The sequence below is a fragment of the Pseudomonas sp. 18-147 genome (genome assembly GCF_051048045.1).
GTDB classification, from domain to species: domain Bacteria; phylum Pseudomonadota; class Gammaproteobacteria; order Pseudomonadales; family Pseudomonadaceae; genus Pseudomonas; species Pseudomonas aeruginosa.
Map to the genome: position 1 here is coordinate 6,018,465 of NZ_CP182296.1, position 24,232 is coordinate 6,042,696.

At 65.4% G+C, this 24,232-nt stretch carries 20 protein-coding genes; 2 read left to right on the forward strand and 18 right to left on the reverse strand.

Going from position 1 to position 24,232, the window contains the following annotated elements:
* Positions 1-85 precede the first annotated feature (85 nt).
* From mdoH to pip, 4 genes are all read right to left on the reverse strand, one after another.
* Entirely contained in the window at positions 86-2,671 is a 2,586-nt protein-coding gene (gene mdoH, locus ACM0M4_RS28415; RefSeq protein WP_054376171.1) for a glucans biosynthesis glucosyltransferase MdoH, read from the reverse strand.
* On the reverse strand, positions 2,664-4,241 hold the full coding sequence (locus ACM0M4_RS28420; protein ID WP_003095915.1) for a glucan biosynthesis protein G: 1,578 nt from the start codon (positions 4,239-4,241) through the stop codon (positions 2,664-2,666). Before ACM0M4_RS28420 ends, mdoH begins: the two co-directional genes overlap by 8 nt.
* Positions 4,242-4,697: 456 nt before the next feature.
* Entirely contained in the window at positions 4,698-5,135 is a 438-nt protein-coding gene (gene dtd / locus ACM0M4_RS28425; protein WP_003103447.1) for a D-aminoacyl-tRNA deacylase, read from the reverse strand.
* Positions 5,132-6,103, reverse strand: coding sequence for a prolyl aminopeptidase (gene pip, locus ACM0M4_RS28430; protein WP_003095918.1), 972 nt, complete (start codon positions 6,101-6,103; stop codon positions 5,132-5,134). Before pip ends, dtd begins: the two co-directional genes overlap by 4 nt.
* Positions 6,104-6,284: 181 nt before the next feature.
* Between pip and ACM0M4_RS28435 the strand changes: the two genes are divergently transcribed.
* Complete coding sequence (locus tag ACM0M4_RS28435; RefSeq protein ID WP_003095920.1) at positions 6,285-6,761, forward strand: NUDIX domain-containing protein; 477 nt, start codon at positions 6,285-6,287, stop codon at positions 6,759-6,761.
* A gap of 4 nt (positions 6,762-6,765) precedes the next feature.
* Here ACM0M4_RS28435 and ACM0M4_RS28440 read toward each other — a convergent pair whose 3' ends face one another.
* From ACM0M4_RS28440 to ACM0M4_RS28450, 3 genes are read right to left on the reverse strand one after another with little or no spacing between them, the layout of a single operon-like run.
* A complete protein-coding gene (locus ACM0M4_RS28440) occupies positions 6,766-7,665 on the reverse strand; it encodes a transporter substrate-binding domain-containing protein (RefSeq protein WP_033957865.1) in 900 nt (299 codons plus the stop codon).
* Positions 7,666-7,707: 42 nt separating this feature from the next.
* Positions 7,708-8,058 (reverse strand): RidA family protein, encoded by a 351-nt coding sequence (locus tag ACM0M4_RS28445; protein ID WP_003095925.1) that lies wholly within the window; start codon positions 8,056-8,058, stop codon positions 7,708-7,710.
* A 25-nt stretch (positions 8,059-8,083) separates the two neighbouring features.
* A complete protein-coding gene (locus tag ACM0M4_RS28450; protein WP_003123626.1) occupies positions 8,084-9,334 on the reverse strand; it encodes a D-amino acid dehydrogenase in 1,251 nt (416 codons plus the stop codon).
* A gap of 64 nt (positions 9,335-9,398) precedes the next feature.
* Here ACM0M4_RS28450 and ACM0M4_RS28455 point away from each other — a divergent pair, with 64 nt between their 5' ends.
* Positions 9,399-10,355, forward strand: a complete 957-nt coding sequence (locus tag ACM0M4_RS28455; RefSeq protein ID WP_003095930.1) for a LysR family transcriptional regulator — start codon at positions 9,399-9,401, stop codon at positions 10,353-10,355.
* 62 nt (positions 10,356-10,417) lie between these two features.
* Here ACM0M4_RS28455 and ACM0M4_RS28460 read toward each other — a convergent pair whose 3' ends face one another.
* The 11 genes from ACM0M4_RS28460 to ACM0M4_RS28510 form a co-directional block, all read right to left on the reverse strand.
* A complete protein-coding gene (locus tag ACM0M4_RS28460; protein ID WP_079274788.1) occupies positions 10,418-11,287 on the reverse strand; it encodes a tetratricopeptide repeat protein in 870 nt (289 codons plus the stop codon).
* Between the two features lie 8 nt (positions 11,288-11,295).
* The gene (locus ACM0M4_RS28465; RefSeq protein WP_079742729.1) at positions 11,296-12,165 is read right to left on the reverse strand and encodes a tetratricopeptide repeat protein; all 870 of its coding nucleotides are present in this window, start codon (positions 12,163-12,165) and stop codon (positions 11,296-11,298) included.
* A gap of 8 nt (positions 12,166-12,173) precedes the next feature.
* On the reverse strand, positions 12,174-13,055 hold the full coding sequence (locus ACM0M4_RS28470; RefSeq protein ID WP_003115526.1) for a tetratricopeptide repeat protein: 882 nt from the start codon (positions 13,053-13,055) through the stop codon (positions 12,174-12,176).
* Entirely contained in the window at positions 13,056-15,293 is a 2,238-nt protein-coding gene (pldB, locus tag ACM0M4_RS28475) for a type VI secrection system-dependent phospholipase D effector PldB (protein WP_054376173.1), read from the reverse strand.
* Positions 15,290-17,662 carry a type VI secretion system tip protein VgrG gene (locus ACM0M4_RS28480; protein WP_023132346.1) on the reverse strand — a complete coding sequence of 791 codons (2,373 nt, stop codon included), beginning with the start codon at positions 17,660-17,662 and terminating at the stop codon, positions 15,290-15,292. Before ACM0M4_RS28480 ends, pldB begins: the two co-directional genes overlap by 4 nt.
* A gap of 269 nt (positions 17,663-17,931) precedes the next feature.
* Positions 17,932-18,732, reverse strand: a complete 801-nt coding sequence (gene hutG / locus ACM0M4_RS28485; protein WP_003117997.1) for an N-formylglutamate deformylase — start codon at positions 18,730-18,732, stop codon at positions 17,932-17,934.
* A complete protein-coding gene (hutI, locus tag ACM0M4_RS28490; RefSeq protein ID WP_003457622.1) occupies positions 18,725-19,933 on the reverse strand; it encodes an imidazolonepropionase in 1,209 nt (402 codons plus the stop codon). Before hutI ends, hutG begins: the two co-directional genes overlap by 8 nt.
* The gene (locus ACM0M4_RS28495) at positions 19,930-21,462 is read right to left on the reverse strand and encodes an HAL/PAL/TAL family ammonia-lyase (protein ID WP_003101754.1); all 1,533 of its coding nucleotides are present in this window, start codon (positions 21,460-21,462) and stop codon (positions 19,930-19,932) included. The genes hutI and ACM0M4_RS28495 overlap by 4 nt, the downstream gene beginning before the upstream one ends.
* Positions 21,459-22,289, reverse strand: coding sequence for a quaternary amine ABC transporter ATP-binding protein (locus ACM0M4_RS28500; protein WP_003135837.1), 831 nt, complete (start codon positions 22,287-22,289; stop codon positions 21,459-21,461). Before ACM0M4_RS28500 ends, ACM0M4_RS28495 begins: the two co-directional genes overlap by 4 nt.
* Positions 22,286-23,137, reverse strand: coding sequence for an ABC transporter permease (locus ACM0M4_RS28505; RefSeq protein ID WP_003095946.1), 852 nt, complete (start codon positions 23,135-23,137; stop codon positions 22,286-22,288). Before ACM0M4_RS28505 ends, ACM0M4_RS28500 begins: the two co-directional genes overlap by 4 nt.
* Before the next feature lie 24 nt (positions 23,138-23,161).
* Positions 23,162-24,130 (reverse strand): ABC transporter substrate-binding protein, encoded by a 969-nt coding sequence (locus ACM0M4_RS28510; protein ID WP_003095948.1) that lies wholly within the window; start codon positions 24,128-24,130, stop codon positions 23,162-23,164.
* Positions 24,131-24,232 lie beyond the last annotated feature (102 nt).

The window sequence follows — 24,232 nt, forward strand, 5'->3', positions numbered from 1 at the left end:
GGCGCAGGGTAACAGCAGCGCCGCACGGGGAAAACAGGCAAGAAACAGACCATGCCCCCGGCGGCGCTCCGCCGGGGGCATGGGATCAGGACTGGGCGGCGGGCAGCAGGCCGGCGTCGCCGGGCACTACCTGGGCCAGCGGTACGCTGGCGGCGTGGGGGTCGTCCGCCTCGGCCTTGCGCCAGCGGCCGAGCCAGTCGTCGCGGTCCTCTTCCCAGACCCGCGTATGCAGGCGCGAAAGTGCTACCGGGTCACTCAACAGAGCCAGGCGCGTGGCGCCGTCGAGCTGTTCCGGGCCCTTATCGATGGCCTTGCCGATACGCTCGCCGCGCACCGTCTCGATGGCTTGCGCACGGTTGTGGCGAGCCGTGCCCATGGCGCAGGCCAGGGCGTTGAGCAACGGATCGACGGCGGCCTTGAGGAAGCCATCCTTGAGCGCATGCCAGCGGTTCTCGTAGGTGTACTCGTCGGTGGCGCGCAGCTCGCGCGGCGTGTCGTACTCCTCCGGGATCAGGAACAGCTTTTCGTCGCGGGCGCGCAGGCCCAGCTTCACCCGGCTGGAGATCACCGATACCGGGATCGACAGGATCAGCGAACCGACGATCGGCGACAGCCACCACAGGAAGCGCGGGTTGAGCCAGGCCACCAGCAGGGTCCAGGCGATACCCAGTAGAGTCTGCATGCCGTGCCGGCGGATCGCCTCGCTCCAGGGCGTGGCGTCGTCGTCGCGCTGCGGCGAGTTCCACTGCACCGACCAGCCGAGGAAGGCGGCAAGCACGAAGCGGGTGTGGAAGAGCATGCGCACCGGCGCCAGCAGCACCGAGAAGAACATCTCCAGGAGCATGCTCAGGGTCACCCGGATCACCCCGCCGAAACCCTTGGCGCCCTTGGCCCAGATCAGCATTACGCTGAGCAGCTTGGGCAGGAACAACAGGGTCAGGGTGGTGGAGAACAACGCGATGGCCTTCTCCGGATGCCACTGCGGCCAGATCGGGAACAGCTGCCGCGGTTCCAGGAAGTACTGCGGCTCCATCAGTTGGTGCACCGCCAGCAGCGCGGTGGAAAGCACCAGGAAGAAGAACCACAACGGCGCCGACAGGTAGGACATGACCCCGGTGAGGAACACCGCGCGGTGCACCGGGTGCATGCCCTTGACCAGGAACAGGCGGAAGTTCATCAGGTTGCCATGGCACCAGCGGCGGTCGCGCTTGAGTTCGTCGAGCAGGTTCGGCGGCAGTTCTTCGTAGCTGCCGTCGAGGTCGTAGGCGATCCACACGCCCCAGCCGGCACGGCGCATCAACGCAGCCTCGACGAAGTCGTGGGACAGGATCGCGCCGGCGAACGAGCCCTTGCCCGGCAACGGCGCCAGGGCGCAGTGGTCGATGAAGGGCTGCATGCGGATGATCGCGTTGTGGCCCCAGTAGTGCGACTCGCCGAGTTGCCAGAAGTGCAGGCCGGCGGTGAACAGCGGGCCGTAGACGCGGGTGGCGAACTGCTGCATGCGCGCATACAGGGTGTCCATGCCGGACGCCTTCGGCGCGGTCTGGATGATCCCCGCCTCAGGATTGGCCTCCATCAGGCGTACCAGCTTGGCCAGGCAGTCGCCGCTCATCACGCTGTCGGCGTCCATCACCACCATGTAGCGGTAGTCGCCGCCCCAGCGCCGGCAGAAGTCGTCGATGTTGCCGCTCTTGCGCTTCACCCGACGCCGGCGGCGACGGTAGAAGATCTTGCCGAAGCCCTTGGTCTCGCGGCACAGCTCGAGCCAGGCCTGCTGCTCGGCGACGGCGATATCCGGGTCGTTGGTGTCGCTGAGGACGAAGAAGTCGAAGCGCTCCATCTCGCCGGTGGCGGCCATCGACTCGACGGTCGCCCGCAGGCCGGCGAATACCCGCGGCACGTCTTCGTTGCAGATCGGCATGACGATCGCCGTGCGGGCGTCGGCGGCGATCGGCTCGCTGCCGGCGCTGCTGCCGGAGATCCGGTAGCGGTCACGCCCGGTGAGCAGCTCCCAGAAGCCCATCAGCGCGGTCCAGAAGCCGGCCGAGACCCAGCAGAAGAGGATCGCGAAGAGCGCCAGGATGCCGAACTGGATGACATAGGGCAGCACCTGCTGGACGGTATCCAGCAGGCTCTGCTGGGCCAGCTCCTCCAGGTCGACGAAGGCCCAGCCCTGGTAGGGCAGGATGCCTTTCATGTAGTAGGTGGCGACCGAGGTCTGCGCCAGCATCAACAACAGCAGGATGAACCGGCGCAGCGAGCCTACCCGCTGCCAGCGGGCCCGCGGCAGGGCACGCTTGGGCTTGGGCGGGTTGCTGCGTCCGGTCAGCCGACGCCAGCCGCGCACCAGGATGTTGGTGCGCCAGGGCTCGGGAATCACCTTGGTACGGCGGATCGGCGGGGAAATCTTGAAGAAGGTGCGACCCTGGGCGTCGACGCCGAACATCTCGGCGTCGTCCAGCTCAGGGGTGCCCAGCTGCAGGCGGGCGCGTACCGAGGCCAGGGCGGGATCGCCCCCGGCATCGGCAGCGGCGCCTTCCGCTCCCGCCAGGCGAGCGTGCAGCTCGGAGAAGGAAGCGGACTCGCCAAGCCGCTCCCGCTCCTCTTCCGCCAGGGGAAGATGAGCGAGGTAGTCGGCCAGCGGTGCTTTCGTAGTGGATGGGTTATTCATCGGCAGGCAGCTGATAGCTCCAGGTTTCGCTCAGTGGCTTCTGCGCCTCGTCGACCAGCGCCGCGCGCATTTCCACCGGCTTCTTCGGATCCTTGACCTTGATCCGCAGCGTCAGGCGCCAGCCTTTCAGGACCGGGTTGTAACGCAGGCTGTTCTCCACCACCTCGGCGTTGCTGTCGGTGCTGACCTGGGTGGTCACCGGCGCGTCCGGCGCCAGGTCCTTCAGGGCCGGCCCTTCGAAGTCGACGACCAGGGCGGTGCTGCCGTCCTGCTGGCGGATCAGGTTCTTCTGCTTCACGTCGCCGACCGAGCGCATGGTCTGCTTGACCCAGGAGGATTTCGGGTCGTGCAGCTCGTCTTCATCCATGGTCCAGTGCAGGCGGTAGGCGAAGTCCAGCGGCTTTCCGACCTCAGGCTGGGTCTCGGGGTTCCAGAACGCGACGATATTGTCGTTGGTTTCGTCCGGGGTCGGGATTTCCACCAGTTCCACGGTGCCCTTGCCCCAGTCGCCCTTCGGCTCGATCCAGGCACTCGGACGCAGGTCGTAGCGGTCATCCAGGTCTTCGTAGCGGGAGAACTCGCGGCCGCGCTGGAGCAGGCCGAAGCCTTTCGGGTTCTCCACGCTGAAGGTGCTCACCGACAGGTGCTTCGGATTGTTCAGCGGACGCCACAGCCACTCGCCGTTGCCGGCATGGATCTGCAGGCCGCTGGAGTCATGCAGCTCGGGCCGGAAGTTGTGCTGCTCGGACGGCTGGTTGGAGCCGAACAGGTACATGCTGGTCAGCGGCGCCAGGCCCAGCTTGCTGACCTTGTCGCGGAGGAACACGCGGGCCTGGACATCCATCACCGCATCCTTGCCCGGACGCAGCACGAAGCGGTAGGCGCCGGTGGCCCGCGGCGAGTCGAGCAGGGCGTAGATCACCAGTTGCTTGTCCTGCGCCTTCGGCCGCTCGATCCAGAATTCGCGGAAGCGCGGGAACTCTTCGCCCGAAGGCAGCGCGGTATCGATCGCCAGGCCGCGCGCCGACAGACCGTAGACCTGGCCCTTGCCGACCACGCGGAAGTAGCTCGCGCCAAGGAAGGTGGCGATCTCGTCCTGCTTGTCGGCCTTGTTGATCGGATAGAGCACGCGGAAACCGGCATAGCCGAGATCCTTGGTGGCATTCTCGTCGAACTTCAGGGATCCGAAATCGAACTTGGTGCGATCGTACTTGATCGGCTTGACCGTGGTAGCGGTCACCTCGTTGATCTTCACCGGCGTGTCGAAGTGCATGCCCTGGTGATAGAAGCTCAGCTTGAACGGCGTCTTCAGCTTGCCCCAGTAGGCGCGCTCGTTGATGAAACGGATCTGCTGGTAATCGGCGAATTTCATTTCGCTGAATTCCGATGGCAGGTTGCTGGTCGGCGCGGAATACTTGTCGCCGGCCAGGTCCTTGGCCTTGCTCGCCACGTCGTCGATGCTGAACGCCCATACCGGGGCGGCGACGAATGCCAGCGCGGTCGAGCCGGCAAGCAGCAGGGTGCGCACGCGGGCGCGGAAATCGGTGTTTGAAACGGAACGGAAAATCACGAGGCCCCCTCGTCCGTGAACATGAATTACTGAAGACGCCCTGACCGTTCAGGGGTCTCCGACGGCACCGGAGTGCCGGTCGAACATGGTTTCGCCACATTCGCTGCCAAACCCGATAGATAGCCAGATTTGGCGCGATCTGACAAAAAGAATGCCTGTTTCCAGTCATTCGCGTTACGTGCACCGGGCCTGGAAGACCAGGGGGCATGCCGCTCGTCGGCTAGCGACCCCAGAGGTTCCGACCCTGCCCGGGCGGAATGATTCCCGTCCATTGGGTTGCAGGACGCCCCGCCCGGCATCGGGATGCCGGCCGGCCTGTCCTGTACAGCATGAAATCGGCGTGCGGATGATGCACCGAGGTTGTGACAAAAGGCCATGTATCTGTCACAAAAATTCACCGTTCCGGCCCCGCCATCCCTCCCTGAAGCACCTTGGGGAAAATCCCCTCGACGCCGATCAACTCTCCAGCAGGAAGGTCACCGGCCCGTCGTTGACCAGGTGCACCTGCATGTCGGCGCCGAAACGCCCGGTCGCCACCTGCGGATAGGCCTCCCGCGCCAGTTTCACCAGGTGCTCGAACACCGCCTCTCCTTGCGCCGGCGGCGCCGCGCTGGAGAAGCTCGGACGCAGTCCGCTGCGGGTGTTCGCCGCCAGGGTGAATTGCGAGACCAGCAGCAAGCCGCCCTGCACGTCCAGCAAGGACCGGTTCATCTTGCCCTCGTCGTCGCCGAACACCCTGTAGTTGAGCAGCTTGTGCAGCATCTTCGCCGCGCAACGCTCGCCATCCTCGGGCTCGACCCCGACCAGCACCAGCAGGCCGCGATCGATGGAGCCGACGATTTCGCCGCCAACCTCCACCCGCGCCGCGCCGACGCGCTGCAGCAATGCCTTCATTCGGCCTCCGGCGGCAGGTCGAGCAGTCGCCGGCCGATCTCGTTGGTGGCGCGCACCAGCGCATCGACTATCCCCGGCTCGCTGGCGGTATGCCCGGCGTCGCGGATGATCTGCAGTTCGCTGTTCGGCCAGGCCTGGTGCAGGGCCCAGGCATTGTCCAGCGGACAGATGGCGTCGTAGCGGCCATGCACGATCACGCCAGGCAGATGGGCGATGCGGTGCATGTCCTCGAGCAACTGGTTGGGCCTGAGGAAGCCCTGGTTGACGAAGAAGTGGTTCTCGATGCGCGAGATCGACAGCGCCCTGCCCGGCTCGGTGAAGCGGTCCACCACCATGGGGTTGGGGCGCAGCGTGGCGGTGCGGCCCTCCCAGGTCGACCAGGCCTTGGCAGCGTGCATCTGGGCGATCTGGTCGCTACCGGTCAGGCGCTTGTGGAAGGCCGCCAGCAGGTCGCCGCGCTCTTCCGGCGGGATCGGCGCGACATAGTCTTCCCAATAGTCGGGGAACAGGCGGCTGGCGCCTTCCTGGTAGAACCAGTGGATGTCCTGCGGACGGCAGAGGAAGATGCCGCGCAGGATCAGCGCATGGACCCGCTCGGGATGGGTCTGCGCGTAGGCCAGCGACAGGGTCGAGCCCCAGGAACCGCCGAACAGCACCCACTTCTCGATACCCAGGTGCTCGCGCAGGCGCTCCATGTCCGCCACCAGCTCCCAGGTGCTGTTCTTCTCCAGGCTGGCGTGGGGCGTGGAACGGCCGCAACCGCGCTGGTCGAAGGTGACGATACGGTAGAGGTTGGGATCGAAGAAGCGACGCGACAGGGCATCGCAACCGGAGCCGGGGCCGCCGTGGACGAAGACGACCGGCAGTCCGTCCGGCGAACCGCTTTCGTCGGCATACAGCACATGCGGTTCGTCGACGGCCAGCTCGTGGCGAGCGTAGGGTTTAATTTCCGGATACAGAACTAGCATGATGCGCTCCCGAGGCGATGTGTTCGGCCCCCGGCGCAAACGTCGACAGCGGGGCCCGTCCTTTGCTCTGCCGCGCATGATACTTCGGCGCCGGGAAAAAAACCGAGCGGCTTTCATGTCCGCCCCGGTAGAGGGGAAACCATCAATCCAAGCAACGGCGCCTGGCGCCGAGAGAACGAGCATGGCCGAGGCCTTGCGACACCGTATCCGCGCCGCCGGCCTGCTGGTGGTGGAGCAACGCATCCTGCTGGTCCGCCACGAGGTCGGCGGCGACATCTACTGGATTCCGCCCGGCGGCGGCTTCGAGTCGGAATGCGACGAATCGACGAAGGATACCGTCCGGCGCGAGTTTTTCGAGGAGACCGGCCTGCGGGTGGACGTCGGCCCGCTGGTCTACGTGCGCGAATTCGCCGAACCCGCCGCCGGGCGCTTCCACATGGAGCTGTTCTACCGCATCGACGCCTGGCGTGGCGAGCCGACCCTGGCCAACCTGAAGGGCCTGGGCGGCGACGAGTTCGATATCCGCGAGGTCGGCTGGATCGCCCGCGACGAACTGCCTGGCCTGCCGTCGTTCTATCCGGCCGAACTGGCCGACGACGTCTGGTCGCGCCTGGACGCGCCGACGCCGTCGATCCGCCACCTCGGCCTGCAGCGCTAGACGCTCACTGCACCGGATCGCTGGTGGGGTTCTCGAGGATCGCCTTCAGCTCCGCGGTCATGGGAAACTCCAGGTTCAACCCCTTGGGCGGGATCGGCTGCTGGAACCAGCGCTGGTAGATGCCCTGTATCTCGCCCGAGCGATACAGCCCGGCCAGGGTCTCGTTGACCAGGGCAAGGAACTGCGGGTCGTCCTTGCGCACCATGCAGCTGTAGATCTCCCGCGATTGCGGCTCGCCGACCACCACCCAGTCGTGCGGCTGGCGCGCCTTGGCGCGTTCGCCGTAGAGCAGCGCATCGTCCATGTAGAAGGCCACCGCGCGACCCGATTGCAGCATCTGGAAGGCTTCGCCGTGGTCCTTGGCGCTGACCACGTTCATCCCCAGCTTGTGTCCGGCGTTGTAGTTCTTCAGGTAGCGCTCATTGGTGGTGCCGGCGGTGGTCACCACGTTCTTGCCCTTGAGGTCGTCGAAGTGGGCGATGCCGCTGTCCTTGCGGGTCAGCAACTGGCCCTTGACGTAGATGAAGCCGTAGGAGAACGCCACCTGTTTCTGCCGCTCGGCGGTGACCCCGGTGGAGCCGCACTCCAGGTCGACGGTGCCGTTCTGCACCAGCGGGATGCGAGTCTGCGAAGTGACCAGGTTGTACTTCACCTTGAGTTCCGGCTTGCCGAGGGTGCTTTTGAGCCGCTCCACCACCTTGCCGGCCAGTTCCACCGAATAGCCCATGGGCTGGCCGCTGTTATCGCCAAGGTAGGAGAAAGGCACCGAGGCATCGCGATAGCCCAGGGTTATCGTGCCGTTGTCGGCAACCTTCTTCAGGGTGCCGCTGAGTTCCTCGGCCTGCGCGGCGCCGATGGCGAGCGACAGGGAGAGTGCGAGGGTGCTGGATACAAGGGTTTTCATCGGAGGTTCTGCCTCTTTTTTCTTATGGCTATGGAAAGTAAGTCAGCCCCTGGCCGCCACCACGGTGATCTCCACCAGCACCGACGGACGCGCCAGCTCCGCCTGGACGGTGGTCCGGCTGGGTGCCTGGCCGGTCGGCAACCACTGGGTCCAGACCTCGTTCAGGGCGGCGAAATCGCGGGCGATGTCCTTCAGGTAGATGGTCGCGCTGAGGATACGCTCCTTGCGCGACCCGGCCTCGGCCAGCAGCGCGTCGATCTTCGCCAGCACCTCGCGGGTCTGGCCATGGATATCCTCGGCCTGGCCCGGCACCTGGCCGGAAAGAAATACCAGGGCGTCGAAGCAGACCGCGGCGGACAGGCGGTCGTTGGTGGCGATACGGGTCGGTTCCATGGGAGTGCTCCAGGTCGAGGGGAATTCAGCCAGCCAGCGCGCCGCGCGGAAGCAGGCCAGAGGTATCGATGCTCGGCGGGCGGCGTCCGATCTGCTCGGCCAGCAGGCGCCCGCTGCCGCAGGCCAGGGTGAAGCCGAGCGCGCCGTGGCCGAGGTTGAGCCAGAGGTTGCGGTAGCCGCCGTTGCCCACCAGCGGTACCCCGGTGGGCGTGGCCGGGCGCATGCCGGCCCATTCGACGGCAGCGTCGAAATCGCCGCCCTGCGGGAACGTGTCCCGCGCCTGCTGGCGCAGCAGTGCCAGGCGCGCGGGCTCGAGGCCGGGGTCGAAGCCGACGATGTCGACCATCGCGGCGATCCGCAGCCGCTCGCCGATCCGCGCGTAGACGATCTTGCGGTCGTAATCGGTGATGCTGGTATCCGGCGCACGGTGCTGCGCGCCGACCGGCAGGGTCAGGCTATAGCCCTTGAGCGGGTATAGCGGCAGGCGCAGGCCCGGCAGCATCAATTCGGCGCTGCGGTAGCCGGCGGCCAGCACCACATGATCGGCCTCGATGAGATCGCCGCCGACCTCGACGCCACGCACCGCCGCGCCGCCCTCGACGATCTTCGTCACCCTGCGGCCATGCAGTTGCCGGCAATGTCCGGAAGCCTGCAGGCGCTCGGCAAGTTGCACGCAGAAGGCATGGCAGTCGGCGACCTCCTCGTCCGGCGTGTGGATGCCGCCGACGAAGGGCGCGGCGGACAGGGCCGGCTCCAGCGCGAGGCACTCGGCGGCGGTCAGGACGAATTGCGCCGAAGGATCGGCCAGACCCTGGCGGGCCCGCGCAAAGCTGGCCGGTTGGCGAAACGCCACCAGCTTGCCGTTGCGCCGCCAGTCGAAGCCATCGAGGCCATCCTCCTCGCGCCAGGCCTGCAGGGTGCGCTGGCTGAGCAATGCCAGGCGCAGCAGGTGCGCGGCATTGCGGCGGTTCAGCGAGCCGCGGCAGGCCGCGAGGAAGCCCAGCAGCCAGCGCCACTGCGCCGGATCAAGGCGCGGCCGCAGGCGCAACGGCGCATCGTTGCGCAGCAGCCAGCCGAGCGCCTGGGCCGGCACGCCGCTGTCGGCCAATGGCGCCACGTAGCGATAGGACAACTGCCCGCCATTGGCGTAGCTGGTTTCCAGCCCGCCCCGCTCGCGCGCTTCCACCAGGGTCACGTCGAATCCTTCGCGAACCAGGGCGTAGGCCGTGGCCAGGCCGACCACGCCGGCGCCGATGATGCAAACCCGCTGAGCCATGACAATCGTTATCCAGGTGTTTTCCAGGGCTTCGACGATAGGCGCGGATGACAGCGGTAGGACAATGAATAAAGATGGCCAGGGTATAAATCCAGGTTATGGGCTCGCGCCGATGAAGCTCCGCCATATCGAAGTGTTCCAGGCGATCCGCCAGGCTGGCTCGGTCAGCGGCGCCGCACAGTTGCTGCATGTGTCCCAGCCGGCGGTGAGCAAAGTCCTGCAGCACGCCGAGCAGCAACTGGGCTTCCCGCTGTTCTTGCGAGTGCGCGGCAAGCTGCTGGCGACTCCGGAAGCGCTGGAACTGGAGCGCGAAGTGGCCAAGCTCAGCGATAGCCTGCAGGCGGTGCGGCGCCTGGCGCAGAACCTGCGGCGCCAGCCGGGCCACAGCCTGCGCATCGGCGCCACCCCGGCCCTGGCGCTGTCGCTGCTGCCGCGGGCGATCGGCGAATGGAGCGCGCGCTATCCGCAGAGCGGCTGCGAACTGGCCACCTTGCATTCGCGCGAACTGGTGCAGGGCCTGCTGATGCGCGAACTGGACCTGGCCCTGAGCCTGAAGCAGCCGGAACACCCCGGCCTGCGCGGCGAAGCCATCGCCAGCGGCGTATTGGTGGCCCTGGCGCCGCGCGAACACTGGCCCGAAGCGGAACGCCGGCAGCCGCTGAGCCTGGCCGGGCTGGCCGGCGAAGCGCTGATCGGGCTGTCCACCGCCGACCCGCTGTTCGCCCGCCTGGAGGATTACCTCAGCGCCGTGGAGCCACCGCCGCAGGTAAAGATCGCCGTGCAGACCTACGCCCTCGCCCGCGCCCTGGTGGAGGCTGGGGCGGGCCTGGCGCTGGTCGATCCCTTCACCGCCCTCGGCGCCGACCCGCACAGCACCGCGATCCGCCCATTGAGCCCGGCCTTCCCGGTCACCCTCTACGCCATCACCCGCGCCGACGAAACCCCGCCGCACACCCTCGCTCCGCTGCTGCGGATGCTCGCCCGCCAGGCCGAGGAGCGTTTGCGGGCCGTGCAGATGTAGCATTTGCCGCCTGGCCTGCCGCTGGAAACCTTGGACGTCGTTCTGGCCCACGCCTCGCGTACTTACCGCTCCGGCTTCCAGTCTGGGCGGTCCACGTCGTAGCCTTGGGTCGGGTGAGGAGGCAGAGGATGGTCTTCTATCAGATGGGGGAAACGTAAGTCAGGGTCGGCCTCAAGCTTTTTGTAGATTGAATAATACGCTTCTTGCAACTTTTCGTCGGGGGCGTACCACATTGCACTTGCAGGAGGAGTCTCACTTCCGAAGACTCGTGATAGGAAAAAAGCCGCGCTCTTGCCCCCCTGAGAGACTGACGCCTGATAATAAACCAGTGCCTTTGGGAAATTGTGCTCCACTATCTTGTAATACGCTCCCAACTCATAATTAGCCGGCGCATAGCCCTGGCTAGCAGCACAGTGAGTATACGCCAACCCCAAATCCTTTTTTTTGGCCACATATATATAAAGCTTACCTAGTTCGGTTAGTGCCGGCGGATTTCCTAGGCTAGCAGCCTTATCAAGAAAAGTAAGTCCGTCAGTTGCAGGGCTTTTAACCCCGGCGCGATTTCCAATCATTGCTCCCATATCATAGAACCCCTGAGGCACATCCAGATCTATCATCTTTTGATAGAGATCCAATGCCTTCTGCGTATCTTTTTCTACTCCTCCGGGCCACCCTGTACGATAAAGATTCGCCAGGTTGTGCATGGCCTTCCAGTGGCCGCGCTCGGCCGCCTTGCTGTACAACCCGACGATACGAGGCCACGGACGCAAGGTATCGGGCTTGGCCAGGGTCGCCGCTTCGCGATACCAAGCATCGGCCTGCGGGTCCAGAGGGGGTAGATGGTCCTTTTCGTTAACGCAGACAAAAGGCTTGCTGTCAGCCATAGCGGGAACTGCCGCGAGACAAAGTACAGCCCATATTCCAATAGCCATTAGCCGAATCACTGACCCGGCTTCCAGTCGGGTCGAGCTGCGTCGTAGCCCTGGACGGGGTGGGGTGGCAAGGGGTTATCTTTTACCAAATTGGGAAAACGAAGATCGGGGTCGGCATCAATTTGCAGATAGAGGGAGTAGTAGAATTTCTCAAGCTTTTCATCCGGCGTATACCACATTGCACTTGAAGGAGGCGTCCTCTTTCCGAAGACGCGCGAGAGAAAAAAGGCTGCACTCCTGCCGCCTTGAGAGACGGAGACTTGATAGTAGCCAAGTGCCTTTGGATAATTATTTTCAACCAACTCATAGTAGCTTCCAAGCTCATAGCTCGCCGGAGCATAACCTTGACTGGAAGCACAACTGGCATACGCCAGCCCCAATTCCTTTTCCTTGGCCACATAAATATAGAGTTTACCCAACTCGGTCAGTGCTGGCGGGTTCCCCAAACTAGCGGCTTTATCCAAGAAGGTCAGACCATCGGTAGCAGGGTTCTTAACACCGGCACGATTACCAATCATTGCCCCCATATCATAGAACCCCTGAGGCACATCCAGATCTATCATCTTTTGATAGAGATCCAATGCCTTCTGCGGATCTTTTTCTACTCCTCCGGGCCACCCTGTACGATAAAGATTCGCCAAATTATGCATGGCCTTCCAATGACCGCGCTCCACTGCCTTGCTGTAAAGCTCGACGATACGGCCCCAGGGCCGCAGAGTATCGGGCTTGGCCAAGGCTGCTGCTTCGCGGTACCAAGCATCGGCTTGCGGATCCAACGGCGGCAGATGGTCTTTTTCATTAGCGCAGACAAATGGTTTGCTGTTGGCCATCACGGGGACGCCTGCAAGACAGAGCACGGCCCAAAGTTCAATAGCCATCAGCCGCATCACTGCCCCGGTTTCCAGTCGGGCCGATCTGCGTCGTAGCCCTGGGTCGGGTGAGGAGGCAGAGGATGGTCCTTTATCAAGTTGGGAAAACGCAAATCAGGATCAGCGGCAAGTTGATCGTAAATACCATCATATAGTTTGTGCAGCTTCTCATCGGGGGCGTACCACATTCTGTCAACATCGGGACTAGTCTTATCAAAAACTCCGGACATGAAGAAGGCAGCATCATCATTTCCTTGGCTTGCAGCAAGAAGGTAATAGCCTGCCGCCTTTGGGTAGTTATGTGCCACCAAACGATAGTACATCGCCAGCTCGTAATTGGCAGGAGCATAGCCCTGGCCTGCAGCACAGTTCGTATATTTCAGCCCCAACTCATCCTGACCAGCAACATATATATATAGCCTTCCTAACTCAGTTAATGCTGGTGGATTACCCAAGCTTGCAGCCTTATCGAGAAAGGTAAGTCCATCAGTCGCAGGATTCTTGACGCCAGCACGATTTCCGATCATTGCCGCCATATCGTAGAAACCTTGAGGAACCTTCAAATCGATCATCTTCTGGTAGAGATCTAGAGCTTTCTGAGTATCCTTCTCCACACCGCCTGGCCAACCGGTACGATAGAGGCTCGCCAAGTTATGCATAGCCTTCCAGTGACCACGCTCAACTGCCTTACTGTATAGATCGACGATACGATCCCAGGGACGCAGGGTATCGGGCTTGGCGAGAGCTACTGCCTCCCGATACCATGCATCAGCCTGAGGATCTAGAGATGGCAAATGGTCTTTTTCGTTAACGCATATAAAAGGTCGTAGTTCAGCCGCCATGACAGGATTTCCCGACAACAAAAAAATCAAGAGAAAAAAACATAATGGACGCATCATTCAGTCCACCGTGAGACCGGGGCTATAAGGTGTCACGACATCCCAGAAGCGAAGCAAGTTAGCTACCAAAGGCTCGTCTTTACGTTGCTGTCTCCAATTCGCATCCATTTTCTGATTCCAGAGTTTGAAGTTTTTTTCGGTTGTCGCAGCCACTTTCTGGGCATGTAGCTCCCACAACTCCTCCCGCATCGCCCTCGCCAAATCCGGATTGGGCTGGGCAATCCCCAACTCGCTGTCGCTATGCATGCTGCGGACATTGATATTGGCCGAGCTGAGCAGGGTATAGAGGTCGTCCACCAGCAGCAGCTTGGAGTGCACGTAGATGTGCTTGTAGCGCGCCTTCAGCGGCGGTGCCCCGAGGGCGGCCTCGGCTTCGGCGGACAGGCGCGCTGGCGGCGGGCTGCCGGGGGCAGGGTCGCTGGTGGCCAGGGTGGCGACGACCACCTTGAGGCCGGGTACTTCGGCGAGTTGATAGGGCTTGTCGTCCTCGCCGGTGTTCTTCGCCAGTCCGGGAATCTCCTGCGCGCCGAGATCGCCGAGGCGTTGCTCGACTTCCGGCGTCACGCCTTTCTCTTCGAGCGCCTCGATCTTGCGCTCCAGCCGTTCGATGTTGTTTTCCTGGCCGCGCCGGACATAGGGATCGGGATGTAGGTTTTCCCTGACCTGCTTCAACTGCTCCCGCTTTTCCCGCAAGTCATGCGCCAGGTCGCGCTGTACCTGCGGCATCAGTTGCTCCTGGCCCAGGCCTTTCATCATGTCGTAGGTGGTCTTCGAGGCGTCGCTGGAGTCGGGGGTGTTGGTCACGACGAACAGGTACAGGTCGCCGGGCACGCCCCGGGCCTTGCGCACCTGCGCAGTCTTCCGCAGGCGCTCGGCGAAGCCGGCATAACGGAAGTACTGGTTTTCCATGTAAACGTAGTCGGTGGCATTGCCCAGGGCCTTGAGATAGTGCTCCAGGATCGAGCGCTCGTCGTCCTGCGGCTGGGTCCGGCAAATCTGCGCGACGCTGTTGCTGGCGGGCGTGGCGATCTTCGGCAGCGGCAAGGCGTCGCGCTCGGCGGTCAGCGATGGCGTCGAGAACCAGCGCTTGTACCACGGCCTCTCGAGGTCCCAGGCCTCGCTGAAGTTGCGGCTGAGGTCGGCCAGCACCGGGCCCTGGACCTGCATGGAGATATCCTGCCAGGGCCCGAACCCGGGATCGCGACCGGCGGCGCGGTCGTCGAACAGGTGGGCGCTGGTGTCCCAGTAGTTGCGGTGCATGTTGTGACCCATGACGAAGCCGATGGCCTGCGGGCTGCCATAGTCGACCAGGACCATCTTCTGGTGATGGCTGGCGAACTGGGTGAGTACCAGCAACTGGCCGATGCCCAGGTCGTCGATGCCATCGGCGCGCAGCAGGTGGATCAGGCTTTGCAGTCGCCCATTGACGAGGCGCACTTGCTCGCCGTTCATCACCGGTCTGGCCGTCTGCTCGAAGTCGCGGGTACGGAACTCGACGTTCTGCAACCCACCGCCGCGTACCGCCTTGAACCAGTCGCGGGTGAATATCTGCCCCCAGGGATCCTGGCGGGTGCCGCCGGAACCGCGCTTGCCGCCGTAGCCCTGGGCCCCGCTGCTGTCGAGAGTGCGCTGGATCTCGGCGTTCTCCGCCTCCAGCTCGGCGATGCGCGTCCGCGCGTGGGCGGCGCCCCGCGGGTCGAAGCTCGGCAGCCTGCCTTCGCGGTGCAGCCGTTCCGAGCGCTCCAGGGCTTCCTGCTGCCGCGCGATGAGGTTGAGGTTATGCTGGCGCCGCTGCTCCAGTCGCAGCACCTCGTTGTCCACCGCGCTGCCGCTGGCGACGCCCGAGCCCGCCCAGGTGCCGCCGGAACCGCCGACGCCGGCCCCGGGGATGGTGTTTTCCTTGAGCCTGGCGAGTTGGTTGCTCCAGACCAGCACTCGCGCCTGCACTCCTTCGCGGCCCTTCGTCTGCAGCAATTCGCCGATTCGCGGTCCGTCGGGGCGTTTGAAACGCATGGCCGGGTCGAAGCCCCAGGTGATGATGTCGATGCTGTGCCGGGCCGCTTCCATCGCCGCATGCACCGCGTCGAAGGCCGCCTGGCCATTGATCAGCGGCTTGATGTGCACACCCGCGCGCGGCGGGTAGAAAGCCTTGTTGGCGAACCAGTCGAGGGTCAGCCGGACGCTGCCGGCCTGTTGCGCGTACAGCTTGAGGGTCTGCGGTTTGTACAGGTCGCTCATGGCGTGGGGTCATCCTTGTCGGCGGCGCCGGGCCGCGAGGCGTCGCGCCGGTAGGCGTCCGGGGCGGAACGCGGCTTGTGCTGGGGCATTTCCGCCCGGTAGTCGCGGAACCCCTGCTGGGCGAGCCGATCGTCGGCCTGCAGTGCGTCCGGCTGGTCGACCATTTCCACTTCGTAGGCGTGGCCATTGGCGGTCTCGATGCGATAGGTGCGTTCGCCCGGCAGCGGTTCGAAGCTGATTGCGCCGCCTTCGTCGGCGATGCCCTCCTCCTTGAAGGCACCGTTGGCGTAGAGCCGATACGGTTGCCTGGCCGCCGATGGCACGCCGGGCAACGGACTGAGTTCGAAACGCAGGAGTTTCTGCGGCGCTTCGCCGATCTTCTGGGCGATGGCTCCCAACAAGGCGCCTCCCGCCGCCGCGGCGTCGGCCGCGAGCGGTTGCAGCGGCGACAGCGCGCGAACGCCGCTACCGATGCCGGGGCTGCCGCCGCTGTTGATCATCACCTGGGCGCCGTCGAGGGTGACACCGCCCGGGTCGAGCCTGGCGAAGCTGCCACCGCCCTTTAGGGTCAGCTCCATGCCTGCCTCGATCACTACCTTGTCGCCGGCCTTGAAATGGATCTCGTCACCCGCCTCGACGAACTGGCCGGTGCCGATCCTCAGGTGCAACGCGTCGGCGACGCTGAGGTGGTCGACCGCCTTCAGTTCGACCTTGCGGTCGGCGTGGACCGTGCGCTGTTCCTCGGCCCTGAACTCGCTGTAGCTATCGCCCTCGACCGTGTCGTGGCGCTCATGGCCGACGCGGATCTTCTGGTCGTGCTCGATGTTCTCGTCCCAGTCGCGCTGGGCGTGGACGAAGATCTGTTCCTGGCCCTTGCGGTCCTCGATGCGCAGTTCGTTGAAACCGCCGCCGCCGGGGTAGCTGTCGGTCTTGAAAACGCTGCGGGTCTTGTTCTGCGGCAGCTCGTAGGGCACCCGGTTTTCGCTGTGGTAGAGGCAGCCGGTGACCAGCGGCTGATCCGGATCGCCCTCCAGGAAACCCACCAGGACTTCCATGCCCACCCGCGGGATGGCGACGCCGCCATAGCGTTTGCCCGCCCAGTTGGAGGCGACGCGCAACCAGCAACTGGTGTTGTCGTCGGCCTGGCCGAGGCGATCCCAGAAGAACTGCACCTTGACCCGGCCGTATTGGTCGCAGTGGATGGTCTCGCCGGCGGGGCCGGTCACGACCGCTGTCTGACAGCCCAGCACGCGTGGCTTGGGATGCTCCAGCGGGGGGCGGAAATGCGCGCTCCAGGGAGTGGCGACGAAACGGTTGCGATAGCCCTGGCGGAAATCGCCCCGGCCCTGCGCGACGTCGCTGTCGATCGACTCTTCCAGTACCTGCGGCTGCCGCCCTTCGTGGAGAACCTCGGTAAGCAGCCAGAGATCGTTCCATTCGCCGCGGGGATGCGCGGACAGCGTCAGGAAGTGTCCGCTGAGCAGCGCCGGTTCGTCGCTTTCGCCCCTGGCCTGTAGGTAGTCGGCGCGATGCCGTTCCAGCGCGCGCCGACTCAGGTGCTTGCCGCGCTCGCGGTGGGTGAAGCGGCCGGGATAGTCGTAGTCCTCCAGGTCCGGTTGCTGCGCCACGAGCTGCGGGCCATGGGTGGCCTGCATCTGCAACGCGGGTTGCTCGAAGTCGTAGTCGCGCCGGGTAACCCGGCTGGCACGGGTGTCGAAGCGCACGCCGAAGCGCTTGACCACCGGCTGGTCGGCGACCAGCCCGGCGTCCTGCACGTAGGCGACGGGGCGTTGCAGCCGCGGAAAAGAGGTCTGGTCGTCGCCGAAGACCAGCACATGGCCCTGGGCAGAAAACTCATGGTGGTAATGGATGCCCTCCTCCTCGCAGAGCCTGCTGAGGAACGCCAGGTCGGTTTCGTCGTACTGCGTGCAGTATTCGCGGGCCGGGTACGGCGTCGGACCCAGCTGGAAGCGGTAGGCGTCGGCGAGAATGCCGTGGCCCTCCAGCACCCGACCGATGATTTCCGGCACGCTGAGGCGCTGGAAGATGCGTTGGTCGCTGCACAGCCCCAGGTAGGCCAGGCGCGGCTCCAGGGTCGCGCGATAGCCGGTCAGGCGCTTGCCGGAGTCCCCCTGGGCGATGCTGGTGAGCTGTCCGTGGACCCCTTGCCCGCTCGGCGAGAGGATCAGGAAGGCCGGCTGGTGCAGCAGCGCGTCGAGGTCCAGATCGGATCGCTCGCTGACCAGCTCCAGGTCGAAGCGAAAGGGCTGGCTGATGGCTTCGCGACCGCGGAAGGCGAGTACCTGGAAGTCGTGCCGGAGGTTTTCGATGCGAAGGCTGAAGTGCGTCTGGTTGGCGGGGGCGAACATTCACTGTCCTCTTGGAAACGCAGCCGTGCGTTCCTGGCGTATTCGGTTCCGGGCGCGACGCGCCTGCGCCCGCGCGATGGAAATGCTGGCCGAGAGGATAGAGGAGAACAGTTGTGCAACTCTTTGCGCACTCGGCCTCCCGGCCGCATCAACGCTGACCTCAATAAATTTGTAACAGAAAATTTCCAGAATACCGACACGGACGCCCCACCCCATCCGCGGCATTCACGTCCGCCAGGACGGGCCAGGCGTCCGCCGCCTCGAGCGCCTCAGGCGTAGCGCTCGTGCCCCCAGGCGAGGAGGCTTTCCAGCAGTTCGCGGATGACCGCGCGGGTCGCTTCGGCGAGGTCCGCGCGGTAAGCGAACGGGGCCTGCTCGTCCATGTAGGTGCACTGCGCCAGCTCCAGCTGGACGGCATGGACGTGCTGCTCCGGCTGGCCGTAGTGGCGGGTGATGTGGCCGCCCTTGAAGCGCCCGTTGAGCACATGGCTGTAGCCTTCGGCGGCAGCGCAGACCGCCTCCAGGCGGGCCGCCAGCGCTGGATCGCAACTGGCGCCGGCGTTGGTGCCGAGATTGAAGTCGGGCAGTCGGCCGTCGAACAGGTGCGGCACGTGGGAACGGATCGAGTGGGCGTCCCAGAGCAGCGCGTAGCCGAACTCGGCCTTCAGCCGCGCCAGTTCCTCGGCGATGGTCCGGTGGTAGGGCGTCCACACTTCGGCCAGGTAGCGCATGCGTTCCTCGGCGGACGGCGCCATGCCTTCGCGGTAGAGCGGCCGGCCGTCGAACAGGGTGTCCGGATACAGGCCGGTAGTGGCGGTGCTGTACAGCGGCTTGTCGTCGGAAGGGCGGTTGAGATCGACCACATAGCGCGAATAGTGGGCAGCCAGGGTGCTGGCGCCCAGTTCCTCGGCGAAATCGTAGAGCCGGGGAATGTGCCAGTCGGTATCGGTCAGCGCCCGCGCCTCCTCCACCAGGCCGGCGTCCACCGCCGGGGTCAGGCGCGTGCCGGGGTGCGGCATGCTGATCAGTAGCGGCACGCGGCCGCGCTTGAAACTCAGGACTTCATCCACGGTATACCTCCTCGGCGTGGCGAATGACGCGTTTCGGCAGATCGCCGCCCAGCCAGTAGGCCAGCTCCGCCGGACGCTCGATGTCCCAGGCGACGAAGTCGGCCAGCTTGCCAACCTCCAGGCTGCCGTGGCTGGCTTCCAGCCCCAGCGCCCGGGCGGCGTGCAGGGTGACACCGGCCAGCGCCTCCTCCGGGGTCAGGCGGAACAGGGTACAGGCCATGTTCAGCATCAGGCGCAACGACAGCGCCGGCGAGGTGCCGGGATTGAGATCGCTGGCAATGGCCATGGCCACGCCGTGCCGGCGCAGGGCATCGATCGGCGGCAGCTGGGTCTCGCGCAGCAGGTAGAAGGCGCCCGGCAGCAGCACCGCGACGGTGCCCGCCTCGCCCATGGCGCGGGCGTCGTCCTCGGTCATGTACTCCAGGTGGTCGGCCGACAAAGCCCGGTAGCGCGCCGCCAGGCTGGAACCGTGCAGCGAGGATAGCTGCTCGGCGTGCAGCTTCACCGGCAGGCCCAGCTCGCGGGCGGCGATGAATACCCGCTCGACCTGCGCCGGGGAAAACGCCAGGTGCTCGCAGAAGGCGTCCACCGCGTCCACCAGTCCCTCTCCGGCCAGCGCGGGGAGCATCGTCGAGCAGATATGCTCGATGTAGTCGTCGGCGCGCCCGGCGTATTCCGGCGGTAGCGCATGGGCGGCCAGGCAGGTGCTGCGCACGGTCGCCGGCAGGCGTTCGCCGAGGCGGCGGATGACTCGTAGCATCTTGCGTTCGCTGGCCAGGTCGAGGCCGTAGCCGGACTTGATCTCCAGCGCCGTCACGCCGTCGCGCAGCAAGGGCTCCAGGCGCTTGCGCGCGCTGGCCAGCAATTCTTCCTCGCTGGCCTCGCGGGTGGCGCGTACGGTGCTGGCGATACCGCCGCCGGCGGCGGCGATCTCGGCGTAGCTGACGCCCTCCAGGCGCTGCTCGAATTCGCCGCTGCGGTTGCCGCCGAACACCGCGTGGGTGTGGCAGTCGATCAACCCCGGGGTCAGCCAGGCGCCATCGAGGTCGATGCGTTCGGCGTAGTCGTCGGGCGGCAGTTCGGCGCGCGGGCCGATCCAGTGGATCAGCGGACCGTCGGTGACCAGGGCGGCGTCCTCGACGATCGAGTACTTGCCGCCCTTGAGGGTGGCGGCATGGCAATGCTGCCAGAGTCGTTTCATTGCAGGTCTCCTATGCTCGCGGCCAGCCGGGCGAGACTCTTCCGCTCGCCGAGGATGGCCGCCGCGCTGGCGATGTCGGGAGCCAGCCAGCGGTCGGTGTCGTATGCGGGCACGCGCTCGCGCAGGATGCCCCAGGCCGCCGCGGTGCCCTGGCCGAAGCGTTGCGGGGCGAGGAATTCGAAGGCCTGGGCGGCCAGCAGGTACTCGATGGCGAGGATCCGCCGGAGGTTCTCCAGGGCCCTGCCAAGCTTGAGCGCGGCACTGGTGCCGAGGCTCAGGTGGTCCTCCTGGAGCGCCGAGGTGACGAAGTTGTCGACCACCGCCGGCTGCGCCAGCTGGCGATTCTCGCCGGCCAGGGAGGCGGCGACGTACTGGGTGATCATCATCCCCGAGTTGACTCCCGGCTTGCCCACCAGGAACGCCGGCAGGCCGCTGACCAGCGGGTTGACCAGGCGATCCAGGCGCCGCTCGGCGACCCCGCCCAGCTCGGCCACGGCGATCGCCAGCAGGTCGGCGGCCATCGCCACCGATTCGCCGTGGGGATTGGCCTGGGATACCACCCGGTAGGCTTCCGGCGTACCCAGCAGCAGCGGGTTGTCGGTGGCCGAGTTGAGTTCGGTCTCTATCTGCCGCGCCGCGTGGGCCAACTGGTCACGGCAGGCGCCATGGATCTGCGGTATCGAGCGGATGCTCAGGGCATCCTGGGTGCGGATGCCGCGGGCGTTCTCCAGTACCTGGCTGCCAGCCAGCAAGGCTCGCAGATTGGCGGCGACCCGCTGCATCCCGGGATGCGGCTTGAGCGCAACGATCTCGGCGTCGAACGCCGCCAGTTGGCCGCGCAGGGCCTCGAAGCTCATCGCCCCGATCACGTCGGCCCACTGCGCCAGGCGCTGCGCGTCGTCCAGGGCCAGGCAGGCGAGGCCGGTCATGCACGGCGTGCCGTTGACCAAGCAGAGCCCGTCCTTGGCTCCCAGGCGCACCGTCGCCAGGCCTTCCGCCGCCAACGCGGCGGCGGCCGGCACGACGCTGCCGCGGTAGCTGACCTCGCCGATGCCGAGCAGGGCGATGCCGACGTGCGCCATGTGGGTCAGGTAGCCCACCGAGCCCTGGGCCGGCACCTGCGGGGTAATGCCGTGGTTGAGCAGCGCCAGCAGCCCTTCCACCAGCGAACGGTCGAGCCCGGACTTGCCCTGGCTGTAGTTGGCGACGGCGGCACAAATGATCGCCCGGGTCTGTTCGTCGCGCAGCGGCTCGCCGACCCCGCAGGCATGGCTGAGCAAGGTGTTGCGCGACAGCTCGGCGAGCTGCTCGCCTTCCAGCAGGACGTCGCACAGCGCGCCGAGGCCGGTACTGATGCCGTAGGCACGCTCGCCATTGGCGACGATACGGCAGACGATGGCGCGGGCGTTGTCGATCCGTGCCCAGGCCGCCGCCGACAGTTCCAGGCGCGCACCGTGCCGGGCCACCGCGACCAGTTCCTGCCAACGCAGCGGACCGTCGCCGAACACGACGCTCGGTAGGTCGCTCATAGGTTCGCCACCCGCCGCTGGACGAAGCGGTCGACGTAGTCGTCGGCCGGCTGGTGGAGGATTTCCCGTGGTGTGCCGACCTGGATCAGCTGGCCGTCCTTGAGGATCGCGATGCGGTTGCCGATGCGTACCGCCTCGTCGAGGTCGTGGGTGATGAAGACGATGGTCTTGTGCAGGGTTTTCTGCAGTTCCAGCAACTGGTCCTGCATGTCCGCGCGGATCAACGGGTCGAGGGCGCTGAAGGCCTCGTCCATGAGAATGATCTCCGTGTCGGCGGCCAGCGCGCGGGCCAGGCCGACACGCTGGCGCATGCCGCCGGAAAGCTGGTGCGGATAGGACTTCTCGTAGCCCTTCAGGCCCACCGTGGCGATCCAGTGCAGGGCCCGCTCGTGGCACTGCGCCCGGCTTTCGCCGCGAACCTTCAGGCCGTAGGCGACATTGTCGAGCACGCTCTTGTGCGGCAGCAGGCCGAAACTCTGGAACACCATGCTGATCTTGCGCCGGCGGAATTGCCGGAGGGCTTCCATGTCGTAGCGCAGGATGTCCTCGCCATCCACCAGGATCTCGCCGCTGGTGGGGTCGATCAGGCGGTTGAAATGGCGCACCAGGGTCGACTTGCCGGAACCCGACAGGCCCATGATCACGAAGATCTCGCCAGCACCGATGGTCAGCGACAGGTCGTTGACGCCGACCACGCAGCCGGTCTGCGCCAGCACTTCGGCCTTGCTGCGTCCCTGGCGGATCAGCGCCAGCGCGGCATCGGCGCGCGGGCCGAAGATCTTGAACACGTTCTTCACTTCGATCTTGTTCATCTGCGCACCGCTCATTTGCTCGTCTCGTGCCGGGAACGGCCATAGGCCTGGGTGATGCGGTCGATCACCACCGCGAGGATGACGATCGCCAGGCCGGCTTCCAGGCCCTTGCCCACGTTCAGCGTCTGGATGCCCACCAGTACGTCTTCGCCGAGGCCGCGGGCGCCGATCATCGAAGCGATCACCACCATCGACAGGGCCATCATGGTGGTCTGGTTGATCCCCGCCATGATGCTCGGCAGGGCCAGCGGCAACTGCACGCCGAACAGCTGCTGCCAGCGGTTGGCGCCGAAGGCGTTGACCGCCTCCATCACCTCGCTGTCGACCTGGCGGATGCCCAGGTCGGTGAGGCGGATCAGCGGCGGCGCGGCATAAATCACGGTGGCGAAGATCGCCGGCACCTTGCCCAGGCCGAACAGCATCAGCACCGGGATCAGGTACACGAAGCTGGGCATGGTCTGCATGATGTCCAGCAGCGGCATCAGTACCGCGCGCAGGCGGTTGCTGCGCGCGGCGAGGATGCCCAGGGGGATGCCGATCAGCACCGAGATGAAGGTCGCCACCAGCATCAGCGCGAGGGTCTGCATCAGCTTGTCCCAGAGGCCGACGGCGCCGACCAGGAACAGCAGGCCGGTGATCACCAGGGTCGGCAGCAGGCGCCGGGTGGCGTGCCAGGCGATCGCCGCGACGATCGCCAGCAACAGCCACCAGGGCGTGGCGCGGAGTAGCCCTTCGAGGTTGACGATGGCCCACAGCAGGGTGTCGGAGATCTTGCGAAACAGGTCGCCGTAGTTGGTCACCAGGGCGTCGACCCAAGCGTTGACCCAGTCGGCGATGGAAAATGTCAGGCGTTCGGGAAACATGGTCTGCTCTCGTCGGTCGTGGGTTCAGAGTGCCGCTTCGATCTTCTTCGCCGCGTCCTCGTCGACCCAGGCGTGCCAGACCTCGGGGTGCTCCTTGAGGAACTCGCGCGCCAGGCGCGCTGCATCGATCCTGTCCTTGGCCATCCGCGCCAGGTCGCTGTTCAGCAGCTCCGCCGGCAGGTTGACCTTCTCCAGCACCGCCACCAGCTCCGGCGCCTGGTCGTGGAAGGTCCGCGACAGGCCGACCTGGATCCTGATGCGCTTGTCGACGCCGGGCCTTTCCTCCAGGCGCACCAGGTCGGCGCGGCCCATCAGCGGCGTCGGCGACCAGTAGTAGAACAGGATAGGCTCGCCGCGCCGATAGCTCGACAGCACCGCCGCGTCCAGTGCCGGGCCGGTGCCCGGACGGAAATTGGTGAACGTCTCTTCCAGGCCGTAGCTTTTCAGCATCTCGCTGTTCTCCAGCTCGCAAGTCCAGCCGGCCGGGCAATTGTAGAAGCGCCCCTTGCCCGGCTCTTCCGGGTCGCGGAAGACCTCGGCGTACTGCGCCAGGTCGGCGATAGAGCGCAGCTTCGGCGCCTTCGCCTCGAGCTTGCGCTGCGGGTCGCCCTCGATCACGTAGCGCGGCACGTACCAGCCCTCCACCGCGCCGACGATGGGTTCGCCGACGCCGACCACCTTGCCGGCCGCGGCAGCCTTGTTCCAGGCGTCGCTGCGGCCGATCCACTCCTCGGCGAAGACCTGGATGTCATTGGTGCTCAGCGCCTGCTCCATGGTGATCGAGTTGCCCGGCAGGCTGTCGGTGGTACAGCCGTAGCCCTTGGCCAGGACGAACTGCATCAGTTCGGTGAGCAGGGTCCCGCTCTCCCAGTTCAGCCCGGCGAACTTCACCGCCTTGCCGGACTCGCACCAGCCTTCCGCCTGGGCGCCCGCCGCGGCGGCGAGCAGGCCGAGGGCACAGAGAACACTCAACATCGACTTCTTGTATCGCATGGTTCGACGCTCCAGATGCACGATTGGGAAAGGCAGTTGGAAAACCTGCGGGCCGCGCCCGGGGGGAACGGCCTCGATCGTTGTTATTGGCCGGCGGCTCAG

Coding starts and splice junctions, on each gene's coding strand:
- ACM0M4_RS28495 (WP_003101754.1), bottom strand. CDS start 21,462: ATGAGCGACCTACCGAGCGTCGTGTTCGGCGACGGTCCGCTGCGTTGG.
- ACM0M4_RS28435 (WP_003095920.1), top strand. CDS start 6,285: ATGGCCGAGGCCTTGCGACACCGTATCCGCGCCGCCGGCCTGCTGGTG.
- ACM0M4_RS28470 (WP_003115526.1), bottom strand. CDS start 13,055: ATGATGCGTCCATTATGTTTTTTTCTCTTGATTTTTTTGTTGTCGGGA.
- hutI (WP_003457622.1), bottom strand. CDS start 19,933: ATGAAACGACTCTGGCAGCATTGCCATGCCGCCACCCTCAAGGGCGGC.
- ACM0M4_RS28505 (WP_003095946.1), bottom strand. CDS start 23,137: ATGTTTCCCGAACGCCTGACATTTTCCATCGCCGACTGGGTCAACGCT.
- dtd (WP_003103447.1), bottom strand. CDS start 5,135: ATGAAGGCATTGCTGCAGCGCGTCGGCGCGGCGCGGGTGGAGGTTGGC.
- pip (WP_003095918.1), bottom strand. CDS start 6,103: ATGCTAGTTCTGTATCCGGAAATTAAACCCTACGCTCGCCACGAGCTG.
- pldB (WP_054376173.1), bottom strand. CDS start 15,293: ATGAGCGACCTGTACAAACCGCAGACCCTCAAGCTGTACGCGCAACAG.
- ACM0M4_RS28465 (WP_079742729.1), bottom strand. CDS start 12,165: ATGGCTATTGAACTTTGGGCCGTGCTCTGTCTTGCAGGCGTCCCCGTG.
- ACM0M4_RS28445 (WP_003095925.1), bottom strand. CDS start 8,058: ATGGAACCGACCCGTATCGCCACCAACGACCGCCTGTCCGCCGCGGTC.
- ACM0M4_RS28455 (WP_003095930.1), top strand. CDS start 9,399: ATGAATAAAGATGGCCAGGGTATAAATCCAGGTTATGGGCTCGCGCCG.
- ACM0M4_RS28510 (WP_003095948.1), bottom strand. CDS start 24,130: ATGCGATACAAGAAGTCGATGTTGAGTGTTCTCTGTGCCCTCGGCCTG.
- ACM0M4_RS28450 (WP_003123626.1), bottom strand. CDS start 9,334: ATGGCTCAGCGGGTTTGCATCATCGGCGCCGGCGTGGTCGGCCTGGCC.
- ACM0M4_RS28480 (WP_023132346.1), bottom strand. CDS start 17,662: ATGTTCGCCCCCGCCAACCAGACGCACTTCAGCCTTCGCATCGAAAAC.
- mdoH (WP_054376171.1), bottom strand. CDS start 2,671: ATGAATAACCCATCCACTACGAAAGCACCGCTGGCCGACTACCTCGCT.
- ACM0M4_RS28460 (WP_079274788.1), bottom strand. CDS start 11,287: ATGGCTATTGGAATATGGGCTGTACTTTGTCTCGCGGCAGTTCCCGCT.
- ACM0M4_RS28440 (WP_033957865.1), bottom strand. CDS start 7,665: ATGAAAACCCTTGTATCCAGCACCCTCGCACTCTCCCTGTCGCTCGCC.
- ACM0M4_RS28500 (WP_003135837.1), bottom strand. CDS start 22,289: ATGAGCGGTGCGCAGATGAACAAGATCGAAGTGAAGAACGTGTTCAAG.